The sequence below is a fragment of the Neorhizobium sp. PAMB6630 genome, assembly GCF_058242775.1.
On sequence record NZ_CM177836.1, the window covers coordinates 1642275 to 1660051 of the forward strand.

General features: G+C 61.2%; 15 protein-coding genes. 13 read left to right on the top strand and 2 right to left on the bottom strand.

Annotated elements, in window-relative coordinates; translation table 11 throughout:
• Nucleotides 1-8: 8 nt before the first annotated feature.
• Nucleotides 9-920, bottom strand: a complete 912-nt coding sequence (locus AC4CWF_RS07770; protein ID WP_491284630.1) for a bifunctional helix-turn-helix transcriptional regulator/GNAT family N-acetyltransferase — start codon at nucleotides 918-920, stop codon at nucleotides 9-11.
• A 131-nt stretch (nucleotides 921-1051) separates the two neighbouring features.
• Entirely contained in the window at nucleotides 1052-1933 is an 882-nt protein-coding gene (locus tag AC4CWF_RS07775; protein WP_491284632.1) for an SDR family oxidoreductase, read from the bottom strand.
• A gap of 143 nt (nucleotides 1934-2076) precedes the next feature.
• Here AC4CWF_RS07775 and AC4CWF_RS07780 point away from each other — a divergent pair, with 143 nt between their 5' ends.
• From AC4CWF_RS07780 to AC4CWF_RS07840, 13 genes are all read left to right on the top strand, one after another.
• Nucleotides 2077-2490: a winged helix-turn-helix transcriptional regulator gene (locus AC4CWF_RS07780; protein WP_491284633.1), complete on the top strand. Its 414-nt coding sequence runs from the start codon at nucleotides 2077-2079 to the stop codon at nucleotides 2488-2490.
• A gap of 164 nt (nucleotides 2491-2654) precedes the next feature.
• Nucleotides 2655-3293 (top strand): TetR/AcrR family transcriptional regulator C-terminal domain-containing protein, encoded by a 639-nt coding sequence (locus AC4CWF_RS07785; protein ID WP_491284635.1) that lies wholly within the window; start codon nucleotides 2655-2657, stop codon nucleotides 3291-3293.
• 60 nt (nucleotides 3294-3353) lie between these two features.
• Nucleotides 3354-4373 (top strand): ketol-acid reductoisomerase, encoded by a 1020-nt coding sequence (gene ilvC, locus AC4CWF_RS07790; RefSeq protein WP_491284636.1) that lies wholly within the window; start codon nucleotides 3354-3356, stop codon nucleotides 4371-4373.
• Between the two features lie 579 nt (nucleotides 4374-4952).
• Nucleotides 4953-7847 (top strand): autotransporter outer membrane beta-barrel domain-containing protein, encoded by a 2895-nt coding sequence (locus tag AC4CWF_RS07795; RefSeq protein ID WP_491284637.1) that lies wholly within the window; start codon nucleotides 4953-4955, stop codon nucleotides 7845-7847.
• 237 nt (nucleotides 7848-8084) lie between these two features.
• A complete protein-coding gene (locus AC4CWF_RS07800; RefSeq protein WP_491284639.1) occupies nucleotides 8085-9311 on the top strand; it encodes an aminotransferase-like domain-containing protein in 1227 nt (408 codons plus the stop codon).
• 253 nt (nucleotides 9312-9564) lie between these two features.
• The gene (locus tag AC4CWF_RS07805) at nucleotides 9565-10398 is read left to right on the top strand and encodes an SHOCT domain-containing protein (RefSeq protein ID WP_491284641.1); all 834 of its coding nucleotides are present in this window, start codon (nucleotides 9565-9567) and stop codon (nucleotides 10396-10398) included.
• Nucleotides 10399-10422: 24 nt separating this feature from the next.
• Nucleotides 10423-10860, top strand: a complete 438-nt coding sequence (locus tag AC4CWF_RS07810) for a GNAT family N-acetyltransferase (protein WP_491284643.1) — start codon at nucleotides 10423-10425, stop codon at nucleotides 10858-10860.
• Between the two features lie 96 nt (nucleotides 10861-10956).
• Nucleotides 10957-11940 carry an ABC transporter substrate-binding protein gene (locus AC4CWF_RS07815; RefSeq protein WP_491284645.1) on the top strand — a complete coding sequence of 328 codons (984 nt, stop codon included), beginning with the start codon at nucleotides 10957-10959 and terminating at the stop codon, nucleotides 11938-11940.
• A gap of 14 nt (nucleotides 11941-11954) precedes the next feature.
• Entirely contained in the window at nucleotides 11955-13649 is a 1695-nt protein-coding gene (locus AC4CWF_RS07820) for an ABC transporter permease (protein ID WP_491284647.1), read from the top strand.
• Nucleotides 13637-14662, top strand: a complete 1026-nt coding sequence (locus tag AC4CWF_RS07825; protein WP_491284649.1) for an ABC transporter ATP-binding protein — start codon at nucleotides 13637-13639, stop codon at nucleotides 14660-14662. The genes AC4CWF_RS07820 and AC4CWF_RS07825 overlap by 13 nt, the downstream gene beginning before the upstream one ends.
• 142 nt (nucleotides 14663-14804) lie before the next feature.
• Nucleotides 14805-15722, top strand: coding sequence for a PhzF family phenazine biosynthesis protein (locus tag AC4CWF_RS07830; RefSeq protein ID WP_491284651.1), 918 nt, complete (start codon nucleotides 14805-14807; stop codon nucleotides 15720-15722).
• Nucleotides 15723-16076: 354 nt separating this feature from the next.
• The gene (locus AC4CWF_RS07835) at nucleotides 16077-16298 is read left to right on the top strand and encodes a hypothetical protein (protein ID WP_491284653.1); all 222 of its coding nucleotides are present in this window, start codon (nucleotides 16077-16079) and stop codon (nucleotides 16296-16298) included.
• A 460-nt stretch (nucleotides 16299-16758) separates the two neighbouring features.
• Entirely contained in the window at nucleotides 16759-17724 is a 966-nt protein-coding gene (locus tag AC4CWF_RS07840) for an NAD(P)H-dependent flavin oxidoreductase (RefSeq protein ID WP_491284655.1), read from the top strand.
• Nucleotides 17725-17777: the final 53 nt, after the last annotated feature.

Genomic DNA, 17777 nt, shown 5'->3' on the forward strand with positions numbered 1-17777 from the left:
GATCGCGATCAGAGATCGAGCACCCATGTCTGGCCGTTGAGTTCAGGCCCGAACATCGTGTGCCGTTCTTCAGAGACCAGCCGGAACCCGGCCTTCTGGTAGATGGCAAGCGCTGTTGCCAGGTTATCATTGGTCCAGAGCGAGAGCGTGCGGTAACCGCTGCGGCGTGAAAACCCGATGGCTTCGCTGACCAGCGCCTTGCCAAGGCCAAGCCCGCGGGCGGCAGGATCCACATAAAGAAGGCGCAGCTTTGCCACATCCGCTCCCCCATCCGTGATGAAGATCGAGCCGAGCCGCTGGCCCTGGCGCTCGGCAATCCAGGCTTTTTCGCGCTTCGGATTGAAGTTTTTCAGGAAACGGCCGGCGACCTCGGCCACAAGGGCCTCGAACTGGTCGTTCCAGCCAAAGGTACTTGTGTAGAATTGCGCCTGTGCGGCAATCACCCAGCCCATGTCTCCCGGCCGGTGATCCCTGAAATTCACCGGTGCCGATGGCTGGCTGCCGCCGAAACTGTCGCGAACAACGGCGATGGCATCGGCAAGCAGCTGGCGGCCATCGCCGGGAAGTCTCTCAAGGGCCAGCGCGATCTGCTGGCACGACAGATCGGCAAGCCGCGCCCGCTCAGTGTCGCCCGCCGGTGTGAGCGTGAGGGTCTGGCTGCGCTTGTCGTTTGGGTCCTGCTCGGCTGCAACCAGTCCGCTGGCCCGAAACGCCTTGAGAATTCGGCTGAGATAGGCGGGATCGAGCGAAAGTGTCCGGGTCAGCGTGCTTGCGCAAATGCCAGGGGTCGCGCCGATATCATGCAAAATGCGCGCTTCCGCCAGCGTATAACCGGCGCCGAGGTAGTCGCGGCCGAGAATGCCGAGCTGGTGTGTGTAGAAGCGGTTGAAATCACGGATGCTGTCGAGAAGATCGATCATGGCTGAACCTCTTTTGAGCATTCAGTCAATTATTAGTTGACGGAGTCAAGTAATTTCTCCGGCGTCGCGTAAAAACGCCGGCGAAGGTTCGCCGGCGTTCGGATTGACGACCGGAAAAATGGGGTCGGCACTCAGCCGAGTGCTGCCTTGTTCTCCTCGAAGAAATCAGCAACCGACTGCGGCTTGCGCCCGGTTAGCGTTTCAAACACATCCGTCAGCACTTCGAAATTGCCGGCACGGATATTGGCGTCCGTGGAGACCACGAGATCCACCACGAAAGGCGGCATGCCGGCACCGGCGACGCCTTCGGCCAGCTGCTCATCAGTCACCTGCACCACTTTCAGCGGTTTGCCGGCGGCCTTGGAAACGGCAGCGGCGATCTCTTCGGCGTTCAAAAGTTCGGCGCCGGTCAGTGTCAGCGTCACATTGCCGGCCGGCGGGTTGGCAACGGCAGCGGCCGCAGCGGCTGCGCAGTCATCGCGGGAGATGTTGGGCACGCGGCCTTCGCCGGTGGAGGTGAACCACATTCCCGCCTGCAGATTGTGCGGCATGCCCATGAAATAATTGTCGATGTACCAGGAATTGCGGATGATCGTGTAGGCGAGGCCGCTGGCCTTGATCGCCTCTTCGGTGCCGAGATGATCGGGTGCGAAGGACACCAGTGATTTGTCCGGGTTCGGCATCGAGGTGTAGAGGATGTGGCCGACGCCAGCCTTTGCGGCGGCATCAACGGCTGCCTTGTGCTGCGCCAGCCGCTTGCCGGGCGAGGCCAGTTCGTCGGTGGAGATCAGCAGCACGCGGTCGACGCCGGCAAAGGCGGCTTCGAGGCTTGCCGCATCGTCAAAATCCGCCGCCCGCGTTTCGACGCCCTGATCGGCGAGGGCGGAAAGCTTGGCCGGGCTGCGGCTGGCTGCAATGATGTCTGAGGCGGCAACCTTGCCATCCTTCAGAAGGTGAGCGATGACGGCGCCGCCGAGATGACCCGATGCGCCGGTTACGAGGATTTTCGTCATGGGATATTCCTTGCCCCTTGGTGACGGTTTAGCCACCGCAATTGTTGCTCTCAAATTGAGAGTAGCTATAGAATAGGAATTGACGCGCTGGTGTAAAGAAGGCATTTTTCCGGGTGATCGTTACCTGAAGGGAACCACCTCGCATGGACCAGAGAACGCCGGCCAACCTGCTGCCATCGGATGCGGAAAGCCAGATTTCGCGGTGGGACGCCACCAACTGCCCGGTGCGCGACGTGATGAGCCAGATTTCCGGAAAATGGTCGAGCCTGCTTTTGCTGGCGCTTTCGGAAAAGCCTTACCGGTTTGGGGAGTTGCGCCGCCTGGTGCCCGATATTTCCCAGCGCATGTTGACCCAGACGCTGCGCGACCTGCAGCGCGACGGCTATATTGATCGCACCGTTTATCCGACGAAGCCCCCAAGTGTCGAATATGCCATGACCCAGCTTGGCCGATCGATGTTTGATCCGCTGTCGAAAATGATGAACTGGGCCGCCCAGAACCATTCCGCCGTGCGCGATGCCCGCCGCCGCTTCGATGCTTCGGATCTCGCCGGCTGACGCTGGAAGTTATGGACGCGGTGGCCCCGTTTGCTGCGTATTCTCGGTCACCGAACCCTTCCGCAGATTTTTTAAAGAGCCCTTGCATCGGCCTCTTGACCTTGATGCGGCTGCACGCTAGAACCCAGAACCGTACCGTACGGTACTTGTTGGAGGGTCTGATCGTGTCCGCTGAACTGCCAGAAATCCCGGAGTTTTCACCGCGCCAGAACGCTGTTCTGGAACAGGCGTTGAAGCTTCTCGTGGAAGGCGGCGAAAAGGCGTTGACCACATCGGGCCTCGCGCGCGCGGCCAATTGCTCCAAGGAAAGCCTCTACAAATGGTTCGGCGATCGCGACGGCCTGCTGGCCGCGATGATTGCATTTCAGGCCGCCAAGGTGCGCACCTTCGAGCGCGGGGCGGCCCGCCTGACGGTCGATCTCCTGCGCGAGAATCTCGAAACCTTTGGCCGCGATCTTCTGGAGGTTCTGTCGGGCGACGTGTCGCTGGCGCTCAACCGTCTGGCCATTGGTCAGGCAAGCCGCGAGGGCTCCAAGCTCGGTCGTCTTCTGATCGAGCACGGCCGGCGCCAGATCGACCGGCGCGCTATCGGCCTGATGGAAGCTGGACGCCGGGCAGGGCTGTTGCGTTTTGCCGATGCCGACAGCGCCTATCACACACTTTATGGCCTCGTTGTTTCGGACCTGCATGTGCGCATGCTGCTCGGCGAACCGGGGCTCAAGGACAATGCACGCCAGGCAGCACGGGCGGTGGACGCCTTCCTGCAGCTTTACGGCGTGGCACCGGATACCGAACATGCCTGACCGGCGCGTTCGGCTGATGACTTAACCGCACAACAACACCGCATAGGGAAGGACACTACAATGCGCGTCTATTACGATCGGGATGCTGATCTCAACCTCATCAAGTCCAAGAACGTCGTCATCGTCGGCTACGGTTCTCAGGGTCGCGCGCACGCGCTGAACCTGAAGGATTCGGGCGCAACTGGCGTCGTCATCGCGCTGAAGGCCGGCTCGCCGACCATCAAGAAGGCTGAAGCTGATGGCTTCAAGGTGATGACGGTTGCCGAAGCTGCTGCCTGGGCAGACCTTCTGATGATGGCGACCCCTGACGAACTGCAGGCCGACATCTACAAGGCTGACATCGCTGGCAACATCCGCGACGGCGCAGCCATCGCGTTTGCCCACGGCCTCAACGTTCACTTCGGCCTCATCGAGCCGAAGGCTTCGGTCGACGTCGTCATGATCGCGCCGAAGGGCCCGGGCCACACGGTTCGCGGCGAATACCAGAAGGGCGGCGGCGTGCCTTGCCTCGTGGCCGTTCACCAGAACGGTTCGGGCAATGCGCTGGAACTGGCACTCTCCTACGCCTGCGGCGTTGGCGGCGGCCGTTCGGGCATCATCGAAACCTCCTTCAAGGAAGAGTGCGAAACCGACCTCTTCGGTGAGCAGGTCGTTCTCTGCGGCGGTCTCGTCGAACTGATCCGCGCCGGCTTCGAAACCCTGGTCGAAGGCGGTTATGCGCCGGAAATGGCCTATTTCGAGTGCCTGCACGAAGTAAAGCTCATCGTTGACCTGATCTATGAAGGCGGCATCGCCAACATGAACTACTCGATCTCCAACACGGCCGAGTGGGGCGAATACGTCACCGGCCCGCGCATCATCACGGCAGAAACCAAGGCCGAAATGAAGCGCGTCCTCACCGACATCCAGACCGGCAAGTTCACCTCCGACTGGATGCAGGAATACCGCGCCGGCGGCGCCCGCTTCAAGGGCATCCGCCGCTTGAACGACAGCCACCAGATCGAGGAAGTCGGCACGAAGCTTCGCGCCATGATGCCCTGGATCGGCAAGAACAAGCTGGTCGACAAGGCCGTCAACTAAGCTTTGTACGCCGCGCCTTGCCTTGCGGCAGGGCCACACCACATCTTTGCGTGACTTCGGGGCCGGACGTGAAAACGTCCGGCCTTCGTGCGTTCACCGATGGGCACACGAAAGTCGTGCAGTTAGTCGAAGGGGAAGCTCCAGGCGGAGCGGATGTAGTCGATGCGGGTGTCGCAGTGTCGGCATGGTATCGTTTTGGATTTTTGTGCTGCGGTGCAGTATCGAAAAGAGATCCCGCTGATATTGTCCTGTGTTCCCCGATCATCGGGGCAGAATTGACAGTATCGATCGAAGCATCAGAGGCTTTCGCGATGGCAGGATATCCCAGAAATTGGGTAAACGTCATATTTCTAGTTGCGCTGAGGTGACAGCTACTGAGATTTCCCGAAAAAACAAAACATGACGCGTTTCTGGTAATGCGCGACCTACCGATATTTGTATGGTGATTTCAAATCAGCACAAAGACTCAAAGGGAGGGGCGGAGACATGAGGGGGAATTTCAGGTTGCAGCGCCGCAGGAACTGTTTGCTGGGCCATACGGCCTTTGCCGGGCTCCTGGGAGCAACAACGGTTCTGGGAATGGTTGGTCTGGCCGATCCGGCTTTTGCCGCATGCACCGTGACGGGGGATGCGGCCGAAATCAAGTGCGACAACACCGGTGTTGTTGTGAAGCCGAATCAGGGCGATGTGTCGCTCAGCGTCGATGGGCTGACGATTTCAGGCAGCGACAACAAGATCGACTTCTTTCCGCTCGACGCCGACACGGATGTCTTTGGAGTACTGACGCTCTCCGTCAGCAATACCAGCATCAACACGCCGGACTATGGCGGCATCAATGTCGCGCCGGTCATGCGGGTTGAGAGCATCAATGTCACGCTTGATCCGACCGTCACCATAGTCAATACGGGCGGCTTCGGCGGGTTATGGGTGCGTGCGCAGACGGGTGGCGACATCACCATCAACAGCGGAGCGGAGATCACCTCCACCGGCAGTTCGGCGATTTCGGCAACGACGAATGACGGCAGCGTCTCCATTACCAATACAGGCGATTTGTCCTCGAGCAGCGAACGCGGCATCTATGCCGACGGCGGCTACAATTCGACCGGACAGACGCTGGTTTCCGTCATCAACAGCGGGGATATCGATGCCTATCAGGAAGGCATTCGCATGGTGCAATGGAACGGCAATATCTATGCCGAGAATTCCGGCGCACTGACCTCCCAGACGCAAAGAGCGCTCTACGCGTGGTCTGCGGCGGTCGGCAATATCGAGATCATCAACTCCGGCTCTGCCATCTCATCGGCCAGGGCAGGGACAATTCTTGCGGCAACAATCGGAAATGCCAGCCTCACCAACTCGGGGTTGCTGCAGGGCGCTGATTTCGGGGCGGATCTCTACACCGATGATGGCACGCTCACTGTCGAAAACACCGCGACTGGCCAGATCATCGGGGCGACGATCGGCCTGCAGATGTCCGCCGTTGCCGGCGATATAACCGTTGAGAATGCAGGTGGCATTTCTGGCGCCAATGGCGTGTATGCCAGAACGAATCTCGGCGACGTCTCTGTCGATAACACCGGCACCGTCACATCCACAGCCGGGACAGGTGTGGCCCTCACCGGCGATTCGGTAACCCTGACCAACAGCGGCACCATCACCGCGAGCGGCGGCAATGCCGTCTCGTTCACTGCCGATACCAGCCGCCTGATCCTCAAGGACGGCTCCAGCATTACCGGCAATGTCGTGGCGTCCGGCGATGCCACCCTGCAGCTGGACTTTGCAAACGCCACGACGCTGGATGCCTCGGATATCGGCGACACCGCCCAATACCAGGGTTTTGACACGGTTGCGGCAACCGGGACCGGCGTGCTGACCCTTGATGGCACCAGCCTTTACTCCGGCCTCGTCTCGCTGACGGGCGGCAATGTGATCGTGGATGGCGACTTGCGCTCTGCGGAATTTCTTGTCGGAACTGGTGTGCAGTTAAGCGGCACCGGCAGTGTCGGTGATCTGACGATTGGTGATGGCGGCTCCGTTGCGCCTGGCCATTCGCCCGGCACCCTGTATGTTTATGGCGACCTGAATTTCCTCAGCGGTTCCACCTATGTGGCGGATCTCACCACATCAGGCCTCAGCGACAATATCGTCGTCAGCGGCGATGTCAGCATTGCTGCGGATACGACCCTGTCTGTGGCGAACCTGCGCGTGGCCAATCCTTTGACCACGGTCTACGAGCTTATCACCTTGACCGGCAGCGGTACCGTCACCGGATCCTTTACCAGTCTTCGCGACCCCTGGACCTTCATCGATCTTGACGTCAACTATAATACATCAAGCGTTACGCTCGGCTATGAACTGAGCAATGGCGGGGCAAACTTTGCTGCGATCGCCGAAAACGCCAATGCGCGCTCGGTTGCCCGTGCAATCGACAGCCTCGGTTCCTCTTCCACGCTTTATAATGATCTCCTCTGGAGCACGGGGGCAACGACCGCTTCGGCATTCGATCAGCTGTCCGGTGCCATCCATTCCGCTGAGGTCGGTGGGCATATTGAATCCGATCTGCTGTTCAGCTATCTCATGATGTCCAATCTGGCTGGTTCGGGGCCGCTGTCGCCGGCTTCGGGCGAAGTTCGCAAGGCATCCGGGGACGGCAGCGTCTGGATGGGCGGTTTCGGACGGCGTGGCGAGCGGGACGGACGCGATCTCGGACCGGGCACGACCGATACCGGCCGCGGCCTTGCGTTCGGCGTCAATGGCGCCTTTGCTGATACCTGGGATGTGGGGCTTGCAGCCGCCATCGGCCGCGACCGCGTCAGTGGCAATGCCGATACCGGATCTTCCGAGGCCGACAGCTATTACCTCGGCCTTTCGGCAGCCACGACGGTTGATGCCCTTCGCTTCAGTTTTGGTGGCGCCTATACGCTTCGGACCATCGATACCGCCCGCACCGTCGCACTCGGCACGGTGAACGATCGGCTGACGGCCGATTATGACGCGCAGTCGCTTCAGGCATTCGGTGAAGTCAGCACGCTTGTCTCGCAGGGCGATGTTCGCTGGCAGCCGTTTGGAAATCTGACCTTCGTGCATTACGATCGCGACGGGTTTACCGAACAGGGCGGTGCCTCGGCTTTGTCCAGCAATGACCTGACGGACGATACCCTGTATTCGACGCTCGGTGTGCGCCTGGCTTGGGCGCTACCGACGGTGGGAACGGTGGAGGGCGCGCTCAATGCTCATGCCGGTTGGCGCCATGCATTCGGTGCCAGCAATGCCAACAGCGAGATGGCGTTCGTGGCCGGTGGCGACGGTTTCAATATCGCCGGTGCAAAGCCTGCGCGTGACAGTGCTGTCGTCGGCCTCGGCGTTTCCTTCGCACCAACCCCGGGCAGCACCATCTCGGTCAGTTATGACGGCCAGTTCGGTGATGGAGATGCGGCCCATGGCGTCAAGGCTGGATGGTCGCTGCGTTTCTGAGAGCCTGACGGTTGTCCCGGCTGGACCTTCGGTTCCGGCATTGTTTTTAATCCCTCGGATCCGGTTGGCTCCGGGGGATTTGCATTTTGTCGAACTCTGGCGGCGGCACCTTCAAAAACCCGCAATGGCATGGCGAAACTGCCATCACCGTACCAAAATTCGATAAGTCAGTATTGCTGACCTATCGGAACTTGTGTAATGCAGATGCCAGAAGAAACGTAATAAGAGGAAACATCCGTGCTTGATTGGGATCATATCTTTGCGACGCGCTCCTCGCGCATGCGTGCGTCCGAAATCCGCGAACTGCTGAAACTGCTGGAACGGCCGGACATCATTTCGTTTGCCGGCGGCATTCCCGACCCGGCGCTGTTTCCGGATGTGGCGTTCAAGGATGCCTATGCGGAGATCTTTTCGAGCCCGCAGGTGAACGCAGCGCTGCAGTATTCGGTCAGCGAAGGCTACAAGCCGCTGCGCGAATGGCTGGTCGGTGAGATGCAAAAGATCGGCATCGACTGCACGGTGGATAACGTCTTCATCACGTCGGGATCGCAGCAGGCGCTGGATTATCTCGGCAAGCTGTTCCTGTCGCCGAAGGATACGGCGCTCGTGACGTGGCCGACCTATCTTGGCGCGCTGCAGGCGTTCAACGCCTATGAACCGAACTATGACCAGCTGACGCCGGGCGGCAATCGCACGCCCGATGCCTACCGCGAAACGGCGGCAAGCCTCGGCGGGGCGGTGAAATTTGCCTATCTGTCGGCGGATTTCTCTAACCCCACCGGCGAAACGGTGGATCTCGAAGGTCGTAGAAAGGTTCTGGAACTCGCCGAAGAGCTGGATATTGCCGTCATCGAAGACGGTGCCTACCAGTCGCTGCGCTACAATGGCGAGCCCATCCCGCCGATCCTGGCGCTCGATATCGCGGCCAAGGGCGGCATTGAAAACACCCGCACCATCTATTCCGGCAGCTTTTCGAAAACGCTGGCGCCGGGCCTGCGCGTCGGATTTGTCGTCGCCAACATGTCGGTCATCCGCAAGCTGGTGTTGATGAAGCAGGCAGCCGACCTGCATTCCTCCACCATCAACCAGATCGCCATTGCCAATGTTGCCGAGCGCATCTTCGACGCTCAGGTGGCAAAGATCGGGGCTGCCTACAGCGCGCGGCGCGATGCCATGCTCTCGGCGCTTGCCCGTTTCATGCCGGCCAGCACCAGCTGGACGAAGCCGGAAGGCGGCATGTTCGTCTGGGTGACGCTGCCGGCGGGACTTGATGGCGCCGAACTTCTGGCGCGCTCCATCGAAACGGAAAAGGTGGCCTTCGTGCCGGGGCAGGCGTTTTTTGCCGATCGCTCGGGCGCCAATACGCTGCGTCTCTCCTTCTCCTGCGCCAACGAGACGATGATCGAGGAAGGCATCCAGCGCCTCGGCCGCCTGATCCGCAACGCCGAAGCCAAGGCCGCCTGATTTCAGCCGTCTGTCATTTTCGAAAGCGCCGCCCTCTTGGCTACAGGGGTGCGGCGTTTTTTTGCCGACAGGGTGGCTGTGTCTTGCGCCCCTGCCATTGTCTGGTGCTGCCGGCCTTCTCGCCAAACATGTCATCATGCGGCAAGATCGCCATGATCTCCTGATTGCCGTCGCTTTCCAGCCTCTGCTGTGCCATGAAGGCCAGGAGCATGGCCGGATCGGCGGCCGAGGCATTTGGCGGAGACATCATCGCATGCAGGGCCTGACAGACCAGACGCGTCGCGTGATTGCGGATCTTGCCCGCCAGTATGGCCTCAGCGAAGATGCGGTTCTTGCCATGCTGATGGCGGTTCAGCGCGGGCAGGGCACCATGGCGCAGTTCAATATCAGTGAACTCGGCGGCGGCGGCCAGTGGATGATGGGCGGCATGACCATGGTCGGCGACATGTTCAACTATGGCCTGAAGAACACCGTCGACAGTCTTTGCAACGCGCTGTCGCAGGCACTTGCAGCCGGCCGTATCGCTCTGCCGGCAGAGGCCGTTGGTACCAGTGTCTGGTGGCCGCAGGACCTCGGCTCGCCCTCAAGCGCCGGCGCGCAGAACGACAGCGCCTATGCGATCTTTCCCGCCCACCGCCGCCTGGCAATCAAGGATCTGGGCGTCGTGACTCTCTATGATACCGGCGATCATTTTATCTCCGGCGTCGGCCAGCAGCAGGGCAGCAATACCGGGCTTACCTTTTCCAGCCAGTATGGCTCGTTTTCGGTGTCGAGCCTGAGACGCGCTGACGACCCCCCCGAGCCTCTTCAGCAGCAGGTTGAGTGGTCGCCATCTGTCGTGCAGCCGTCAGCCGCCCCGCCGGTTCAGCCGCTCCAGCAGCAGCCTGCGTCCCCGTTCGCTCCGGCCCCGGCTGGCGACAGCGCTTGGCAAGCTCAGCCGGCGTCTGCACCCGTCGCCGCCACAGGCCCCAAGGATGCCGCTGAAATCATCGGCCTCATCGAAAAACTTGCAAGCCTTCGTGAGGCCGGCATCCTGACCGACGAAGAGTTTTCCGCCAAGAAGACCGAGCTTCTTGCCCGTCTGTGACGGCATTTCGGTCCGGTGTTGCCCATGACAACGACCATGCGCGTATTACAGGCGGAAGACGAAGAGGGTTGGAAAGCCTATCACGGCATCCGCCGGCATGTGCTTTTTGAGCTGCGGGGCTTTGACTTCTACGACGAAGAGCATCCGGACGAGCATAGGGAAGGACACTTCCCACTGCTGTTCAGCGTTGACGGCGTTCCCACGGGAACAGCGCGCCTTGATGTTTCAGATGATGCAGAGGGTGTCGGCATCGTACGGCTCGTCGCGATCATCCCTCAACTCCAGGGCCAAGGTTTCGGCAGGACGATGATGCGCGCGGTGGAGACTTTTGCCAGTGCGCGGGGCATCAGGCGGCTGGAGGTCTACGCCGCGCCGGACGCGGTTCCGTTCTATCAAAAGCAGGGTTGGCAGCACGTCAGGGATACGCAGCAAACCGTCCTGCTGGCGAAATTGATCGACTGATCTCCTGTGTCTTTTGCGCGAGGTCTGACTTTGTCACACCTCTGTTAGACACACGTGGTCTAGCGACAGCAATCGTCATAGAGAAGGATTGCTGCCATGAAGAGATTTGTCTCTGCTGTTTCCGCCCTTGTTGCCTTTGGTGCGCTGGCCGTTTCCGCCAATGCCGCCGATCTCGTCATCTATACCAGCCAGCCGAACGAGGATGCCCAGGCAACCGTGGATGGTTTCAAGGCGGCAAATCCCGGCGTCGAAGTCGAATGGGTGCGCGACGGAACGACGAAGATCATGGCCAAGCTGATGGCCGAGATCGAGGCCGGAAATCCGGTGGCTGACGTTCTGCTGATTGCCGACACGGTGACGCTCGAGCGCCTGAAGCAGGACAAGCGGCTGATGGCGTATGTATCGCCGGAAGCCAAGGCTTATGATGCCTCGCTCTACGATGCCGATGGCTATTATTATTCCACCAAGCTCATCACCACCGGCATCATGTACAACACGCAGGCCGCGATGAAACCGACAAGCTGGAAGGATCTGGCAAAGCCGGAGGCCAAGGGGCTTGTGGCCATGCCGAGCCCGCTGACCTCGGGTGCTGCCCTCATTCACGCCCAGACGTTGACTGCCAATCCGGCGCTGGGCTGGGATTATTACCGCGCGCTGAAGGACAATGGCGCGACTGCCGCCGGCGGCAATGGGGCGGTGCTGAAATCCGTCGCGACCGGCGAAAAGGCCTATGGCGTCGTCGTCGATTACATGCCGATCCGCGAGAAGGCCAAGGGTGCGCCCATCGAATTCGTTTTCCCCTCGGAAGGCGTCTCGGCCGTCACCGAACCGGTTGCCATCATGAGCGCCACCAAACATGCGGATGCGGCGAAAAAGTTTGTCGATTACGTGCTGTCGGAAAAGGGCCAGGATGGTTTCCTGAAGCTCGGTTATATCCCGGCGCGCAATGGCATGGCCGTTCCCGCAGGCTTTCCGGCCCGTGACACGATCAAGGTCATGCCGCTGAAAGCCTCGGACGCGCTTAAAAATACAGACAAGGACCTCAAGACCTTTTCCGAGATCTTTGGCGGTAACGGCTGATTTCCAGGTTCCCAATGCCCCTTTTGCGTAACACGTCAAACAGCCAGCCCCGCTGGCTGTTTGCGTTCGTCCTTGCCACCTTGTTCCTGTTGAGTGTGCTCCCGCTCGGCCGGCTTGCCGTGACCGGCATCCTGTCGCTTGTGCGCGGCGGCGGCGATGGGCTGCTTGCCGATCCTGCTCTCTGGCAGGCGCTGTGGAATACGCTCACCACCTCCTTCCTCGGCATGCTGGTGGCGGTGCTGCTCGGCGGCGGCTTTGCGCTGCTGCTGACGCTGTTTGATATCCGCGCCCGCACGCTGCTGGGCTTCCTGTTCATGCTGCCGATGATGATCCCGCCGCAGGTGACGGCGCTTTCCTGGTTGGGGCTCACCGGCCCGTCCAGCACGCTGCTGAAGGCGATCGGCATGGCGCCCCCGATCGGCACGCCGCAGCCGCTCTATTCGATCGGCGGCATAGCGCTGCTGCTCGGGGTGCAGAATGCGCCTCTGGTCTATCTGGCGCTCAGGGCCGGCCTTTTGGCGCTGCCGCGCGATGGCGTGGAGGCGGCACGGCTTTCCGGCGCTTCGGCCTTGCAGGTGCTGGCGCATATCATCCTGCCCTTAGCGCTTCCGGGTTTTGCGGCAGGTGCTGCCATGGCCTTCGTGTCAGGCGTCGGTAATTTCGGCATTCCCGCTATCCTCGGCATCCCCGCTTCGATCTACACGCTGCCAACGCTGATCTATGCGAAGTTTGCAAGTTTTGGTCCGAGCACTTTTGGCGATATCTCGCTGCTTTCAGGGTTCATCGCACTTTTGTCGGTGGCGGGCCTGCTGGTCGAGGAGCGGGTGCTGAAGGGCAGGGATTACCGCATCATCGGGCTGTCCGGCCGCTCGGCGGTGTTTGAACTGCGCAAGTGGCGGCTGGTCTCGGAGGCGCTGCTCTGGCTGGTGCTGGTGGTCATTCTGGTTCTGCCCTTCGCAGCGCTTGTGGCAAGTTCGCTGTCGCCGGCTTACGGCGTGCCGCTGACGCTGAAGACATTTACCCTGCACGCCTATGAGGAAGTGCTGCTGCGCCAGTCGGTGACGCGCACGGCCTTCCGCAATTCCATCGTGCTGTCGCTTGCAACCGCCTTCGGCCTGCTGCTGGTAACGGTGCTGATGGGCTATTTCGTCGCCCGCGCCAGCCGGCGTGTGGCAGCCTTGGTGTCGGCCCTTGCCGATATTCCCTATGCGCTGCCGGGCATTGTTCTGGCGGTGGCCTGCATCCTTCTCTTTGCCGCCCCGCTGCCGCTTGTCGGCGTGTCGATCTACGGCACGATCTGGATCCTGTTCTTTGCCTATCTCTCCAGTTTTCTTGCCGTCAGCCTGCGCCCCATTGCCAGCGCCTTTCGCCAGCTCGATCCTTCACTGGAAGAAGCGGCCCGCCTGTCGGGCGCCGGTTTTTACCAGCGCATGCGCGATATTCTGGTGCCGCTTGTGGCGCCGGCCGCCGGTGCCGCCGTCATTCTTGTGTTCCTCATCGCCTGCAACGAACTGACCGTTTCGGCACTGCTCTGGTCTGCCGGCACGCAGACGCTGGGTGTTGCAATTTATAATCTCGATGACAGCGGCAGCTTTAATCTCGCCTCTGCGCTTTCGGTTCTGGTCGTCGCGCTTGTGGTCGCCATGATGCTGCTGCTCGAACTTCTGGCCAAACATCTGCCCAAGGGAGTTGTGCCATGGCGAAGCTGATCCTCAATCGCCTGTCGAAGGATTTTGGCACCGGGCGGGCCGCAGTTGACGATGTGTCGCTGACCATCCGCGAAGGCGGGTTTCTGGCGCTGCTCGGCCCCTCCGGCTGCGGCAAAACGACGGTGCTGCGCATGATCGCCGGCTTCGAACAGCCGACGGATGGCGCGATCCTGCTCGGCGAACGGGTGCTGGCCGATGCTTCCTCCATGGTGGCGCCGGAGCGGCGCAACATGGCGATGGTCTTCCAGTCCTACGCGCTCTGGCCGCATATGAGCGTCGCTGACAATGTCGGTTATCCGCTGAAGGTGCGCGGTATCAGCGGCGAGCGCCGCACGGCCAAGGTGCGCGAGGCTTTGGCTGCCGTGCGTCTCGAAACCTATGCGGACCGTCGTCCGGCCGACCTCTCCGGCGGCCAGCGCCAGCGTGTGGCGCTGGCCCGCTGCCTCGTCACGGAGCCTGATGTGGTTCTGCTGGACGAGCCGCTCGCCAATCTCGACCGGCACCTGCGCCAGGAGATGGAAGAAACCTTTCGCGAGTTTCACGCCCGCTCGCGCGCCACGATGATCTATGTGACGCATGATCAGGCGGAAGCCATGGCACTGGCGACAGACGTTGCGGTGATGGCGGACGGCAAGCTGCTGCAATTGGCATCGCCCGATGAAATCTATGCGCGGCCGCAAGGACGGTTGGTCGGCGGTTTGATCGGGCAGGGGGCGATCCTGTCCCTGCCGTGGCGCGAACCGATGCCGCGCCAGATGGACTGGGCGGCGCTACAGGCCTGCTTTCATCCGCAACCGGGAAGCCTTAAGGCCGAGATACTGGTGCGCCCGCAGGATGTGGTGATTTCCGACGAGGGGCTCGATACGGTGGTGGATACGTGCGTCTTCGAGGGCGAACGGTATGCGTTGCGGTTGCTTCTGGGCGATGGACAGGGCTTGCGCGCCTTCAGCCGCCGCCTTCTGAAGCCGGGAGAACGGGTGCGCGTGGTGTTGCGCAGCGGCTGGCGGCTTTGACGGAAACGAAACTGTCGGCGGTATTTTTCCCGATTTTCTCGGGACGGTAAAATTCAACGGTTGATGGTCCGTATTGTCTCGGGCAGTTTGTCGCCCATCTTCCCGGTGCGCTGCATCGGTTTGCGAAGGACAGGAGGTTCCCTTGGCTCTCACTTACGCCGTCTATGACGTGTTCACCGATACCCGGCTTGCCGGAAACCCTCTGGCGGTTGTGTTCGGCGCCGATGCGATGACGGATGGCGAGATGCAGGCGCTGGCGCGCGAAACCAATCTGTCGGAAACCGTCTTCGTCCAGACCGCCGGCAACCCCGCCCATGCGGCCAAGCTACGCATCTTTACGCCGACGCGTGAACTGCCCTTTGCCGGCCATCCGACCGTGGGCGCTGCCATCGCGATAGCCGAGCGAAACCATGCGGACGAGCGGCCGGATCTCGATCTCGTCTGCGTGCTGGAAGAAAATGTCGGGCCCGTGCGCTGCGCGGTGCGGCTCATCTCCGGCGAGGCAAGTTTTGCCGAATTCGATCTGCCGCGCATGCCCCAGCGCGTCCAGCTCGGTCTCGACCGGCAGGGGCTTGCCGATGCGCTCGGCGTCAAGCCCGGCGATCTCGGTTTTGAGAACCATGTGCCGTCGGTGTGGAGCGCCGGCGTGCCGTTCCTCATGGTGCCGCTGCACAATCTTGCGACCGTTGAAGGCATCGAGTTCGACGGCATGTTGTGGGAGCGCGCGGCCCCGCTGGTCGAGGGCAGGCTTGCCTCCGTCTATGCCTATTGTCGCGGCGGCGTGCATCATGCTGCCCGTTTTCATGCGCGGATGTTTTCCCCCGATATGGGAATTTCTGAAGATCCCGCAACCGGTGCGGCAGCCGCAGCCCTTGCCGGCGCCATCCATCATTTCGACGCGCTTCCGGATGGCCACCATCCGGTGCTGATCGAACAGGGCGTCGAGATGGGGCGCCCGTCCTTCATTCATCTGCACATGGATGTGAAGGAGAGTTCAATTGCGCGGGCGCGCATTGGCGGGCAAGCTGTGAAGGTCGCGTCCGGAACCTTCCATCTCTGATCGATCTCGCATGACGATCAGATTTTGACGTTTCGATGCGGAACCGAAAGCCGGCCCGATCGTTATGAGGGCCGACGGGAGTAGGGGCATGCATGTTTCATCTGTGGATGTTGTCGTAAGCCGCCAGGGCGGCGCGTGTTGGCCTGCGCGACGGGAGCGATTTTTTGCGGCCAGTGGCCTCGGGCCCACCCTCTAGCGTATCGCGAACATCACGAACCAGGGGACTGCGCAAGGCGGCACCGTCGTTCGTCCACCACCCCAACCAGACAGAATATCGCCGTGTTGTTGATGCGTAAGGCTGCCCGCCCAATGGGCGCCAACGGTGATTCGTAATGCCGATGATGAGGAGTACCAATGATCAGAAGTGAGAAGAGGCCGAGCGACGACCCCTTGAACTCTGAGGATCTGGCAAAGTGCCAGCAGGTGTTCGAGCGGCTGCGAGCCGAAATCTGCCCTGATGACGACCAGGAGGAGACCAACCGGCTCGCTGCCATTACCATGGAGCTTTATCGCCAGGGCGTGCGCCGCGAAGACCTTTTGCGCGATATGGTGGCGGCTGCACGAGGGCATCACTGAGAGGTTTACCGCTTTCGACTGATCGCTTCCTTGGAGGGCGGTGGTCTCGATAGATAGCAAAGACAACAGCAAGGCGCGGATGTTCAGGCCGCGCCTTTTGATTTGAGGAAGGGGTGCCAAAAGCTGCGTCGGTTACTGCATCGGCGGCTTGTCTCTGCTCAAGCTGCCAATCCCGCTTCACGCCCAGCTCCAAGATCCAAGATCCAGCCCCAACGCTCACTTCCCTTGCCAGTTCTCAATCCGCCCGCCGTTTCCGTTGCGGCGATGACGCGGGCACAGCCATTGCCTTGACGTTTACGTAAACTGCGTCTTATATCCGGGACGAGGGCACGGGCCGTCACCTCCCGTCGGGGAAAGGCCCGTGCACTCGCGCGTTCCAAGGTTGACGGCTTAGGCTTTGCTGGTTGGCCGCCGCGGCGCGCGCGCGTTTGATCAAGAACTGCATCCTGGGGAGGACATCATGCCATTGCCAAAAACTCTCTCATCTTTGCGCCTGCCAGCGGTGGCCGCGCCGATGTTTCTGGCGTCGGGGCCGGATCTGGTGGTGGAAACCTGCCGCGCCGGCATTCTCGGCACCTTTCCCGCCCTGAATCAGCGCAGCACGCAAGGTTTTGTCGCCTGGATGGACGAGATCCGGGCGCGCCTGCAGCCCTATCCGGATGCCGCTCCGTTCGGGGTCAACCTCATCGTTCACCGCTCCAACCCGCGGCTGGAGGCGGATCTGAAGGCGGTGGTCGATCATCAGGTGCCGCTGGTCATTACCTCGCTGGGGGCCGTGCCGGATGTGGTGAAGGCCGTGCAATCCTATGGCGGACTGGTGTTTCACGATGTCATCAGCCGGCGCCATGCGGAAAAGGCGGCTGAAGCCGGCGTCGATGGCATCATTGCCGTCTGCGCCGGCGCCGGCGGCCATGCGGGCACGCTCAGCCCCTTTGCGCTTTTGCCGGAAATCCGCTCCTTCTTCGACGGCACGCTGCTGTTGTCGGGGGCCATCAGCAACGGAGCGCAGATCGCCGCGGCCCGCCTGATGGGCGCAGACCTTGCGTATCTCGGCACGCGCTTTCTGGTGACCCGCGAATCGCTTGTCAGCGACGAACAGAAGCGCATGACGCTGGAGGCGAAGGCGGGCGACATCGTCTACACCAATGCCATTTCCGGCGTGAACGCAAACTTCCTCAAGCAGAGCATCGTGGCGGCCGGGCTTGATCCGGATCATCTGGTGGCGCATGGGCCGATGGATCTCGGCTCCGAGGCAAAAGCCTGGAAGACGGTGTGGTCGGCCGGGCAGGGCGTTTCGGCCATCGATGATATCCCGACTGTCGCCGAACTTTGCGACCGGCTGGTGCGCGAATATGCAAGCGCCATCGAAATTTCCGTCGCAGACCCATTTATGGCGCGGGCGGGAAGGGCGATCAACCGCTTGTGAAGGGTGAAATTGCTGCGCTCCTGCTTCGTTTCTTCCCTTCAAGTGATTGAGAA

Coding starts and splice junctions, on each gene's coding strand:
- AC4CWF_RS07770 (WP_491284630.1), bottom strand. CDS start 920: ATGATCGATCTTCTCGACAGCATCCGTGATTTCAACCGCTTCTACACA.
- AC4CWF_RS07775 (WP_491284632.1), bottom strand. CDS start 1,933: ATGACGAAAATCCTCGTAACCGGCGCATCGGGTCATCTCGGCGGCGCC.
- AC4CWF_RS07780 (WP_491284633.1), top strand. CDS start 2,077: ATGGACCAGAGAACGCCGGCCAACCTGCTGCCATCGGATGCGGAAAGC.
- ilvC (WP_491284636.1), top strand. CDS start 3,354: ATGCGCGTCTATTACGATCGGGATGCTGATCTCAACCTCATCAAGTCC.
- AC4CWF_RS07795 (WP_491284637.1), top strand. CDS start 4,953: ATGGTTGGTCTGGCCGATCCGGCTTTTGCCGCATGCACCGTGACGGGG.
- AC4CWF_RS07805 (WP_491284641.1), top strand. CDS start 9,565: ATGCAGGGCCTGACAGACCAGACGCGTCGCGTGATTGCGGATCTTGCC.
- AC4CWF_RS07810 (WP_491284643.1), top strand. CDS start 10,423: ATGACAACGACCATGCGCGTATTACAGGCGGAAGACGAAGAGGGTTGG.
- AC4CWF_RS07815 (WP_491284645.1), top strand. CDS start 10,957: ATGAAGAGATTTGTCTCTGCTGTTTCCGCCCTTGTTGCCTTTGGTGCG.
- AC4CWF_RS07820 (WP_491284647.1), top strand. CDS start 11,955: ATGCCCCTTTTGCGTAACACGTCAAACAGCCAGCCCCGCTGGCTGTTT.
- AC4CWF_RS07825 (WP_491284649.1), top strand. CDS start 13,637: ATGGCGAAGCTGATCCTCAATCGCCTGTCGAAGGATTTTGGCACCGGG.
- AC4CWF_RS07835 (WP_491284653.1), top strand. CDS start 16,077: ATGATCAGAAGTGAGAAGAGGCCGAGCGACGACCCCTTGAACTCTGAG.
- AC4CWF_RS07840 (WP_491284655.1), top strand. CDS start 16,759: ATGCCATTGCCAAAAACTCTCTCATCTTTGCGCCTGCCAGCGGTGGCC.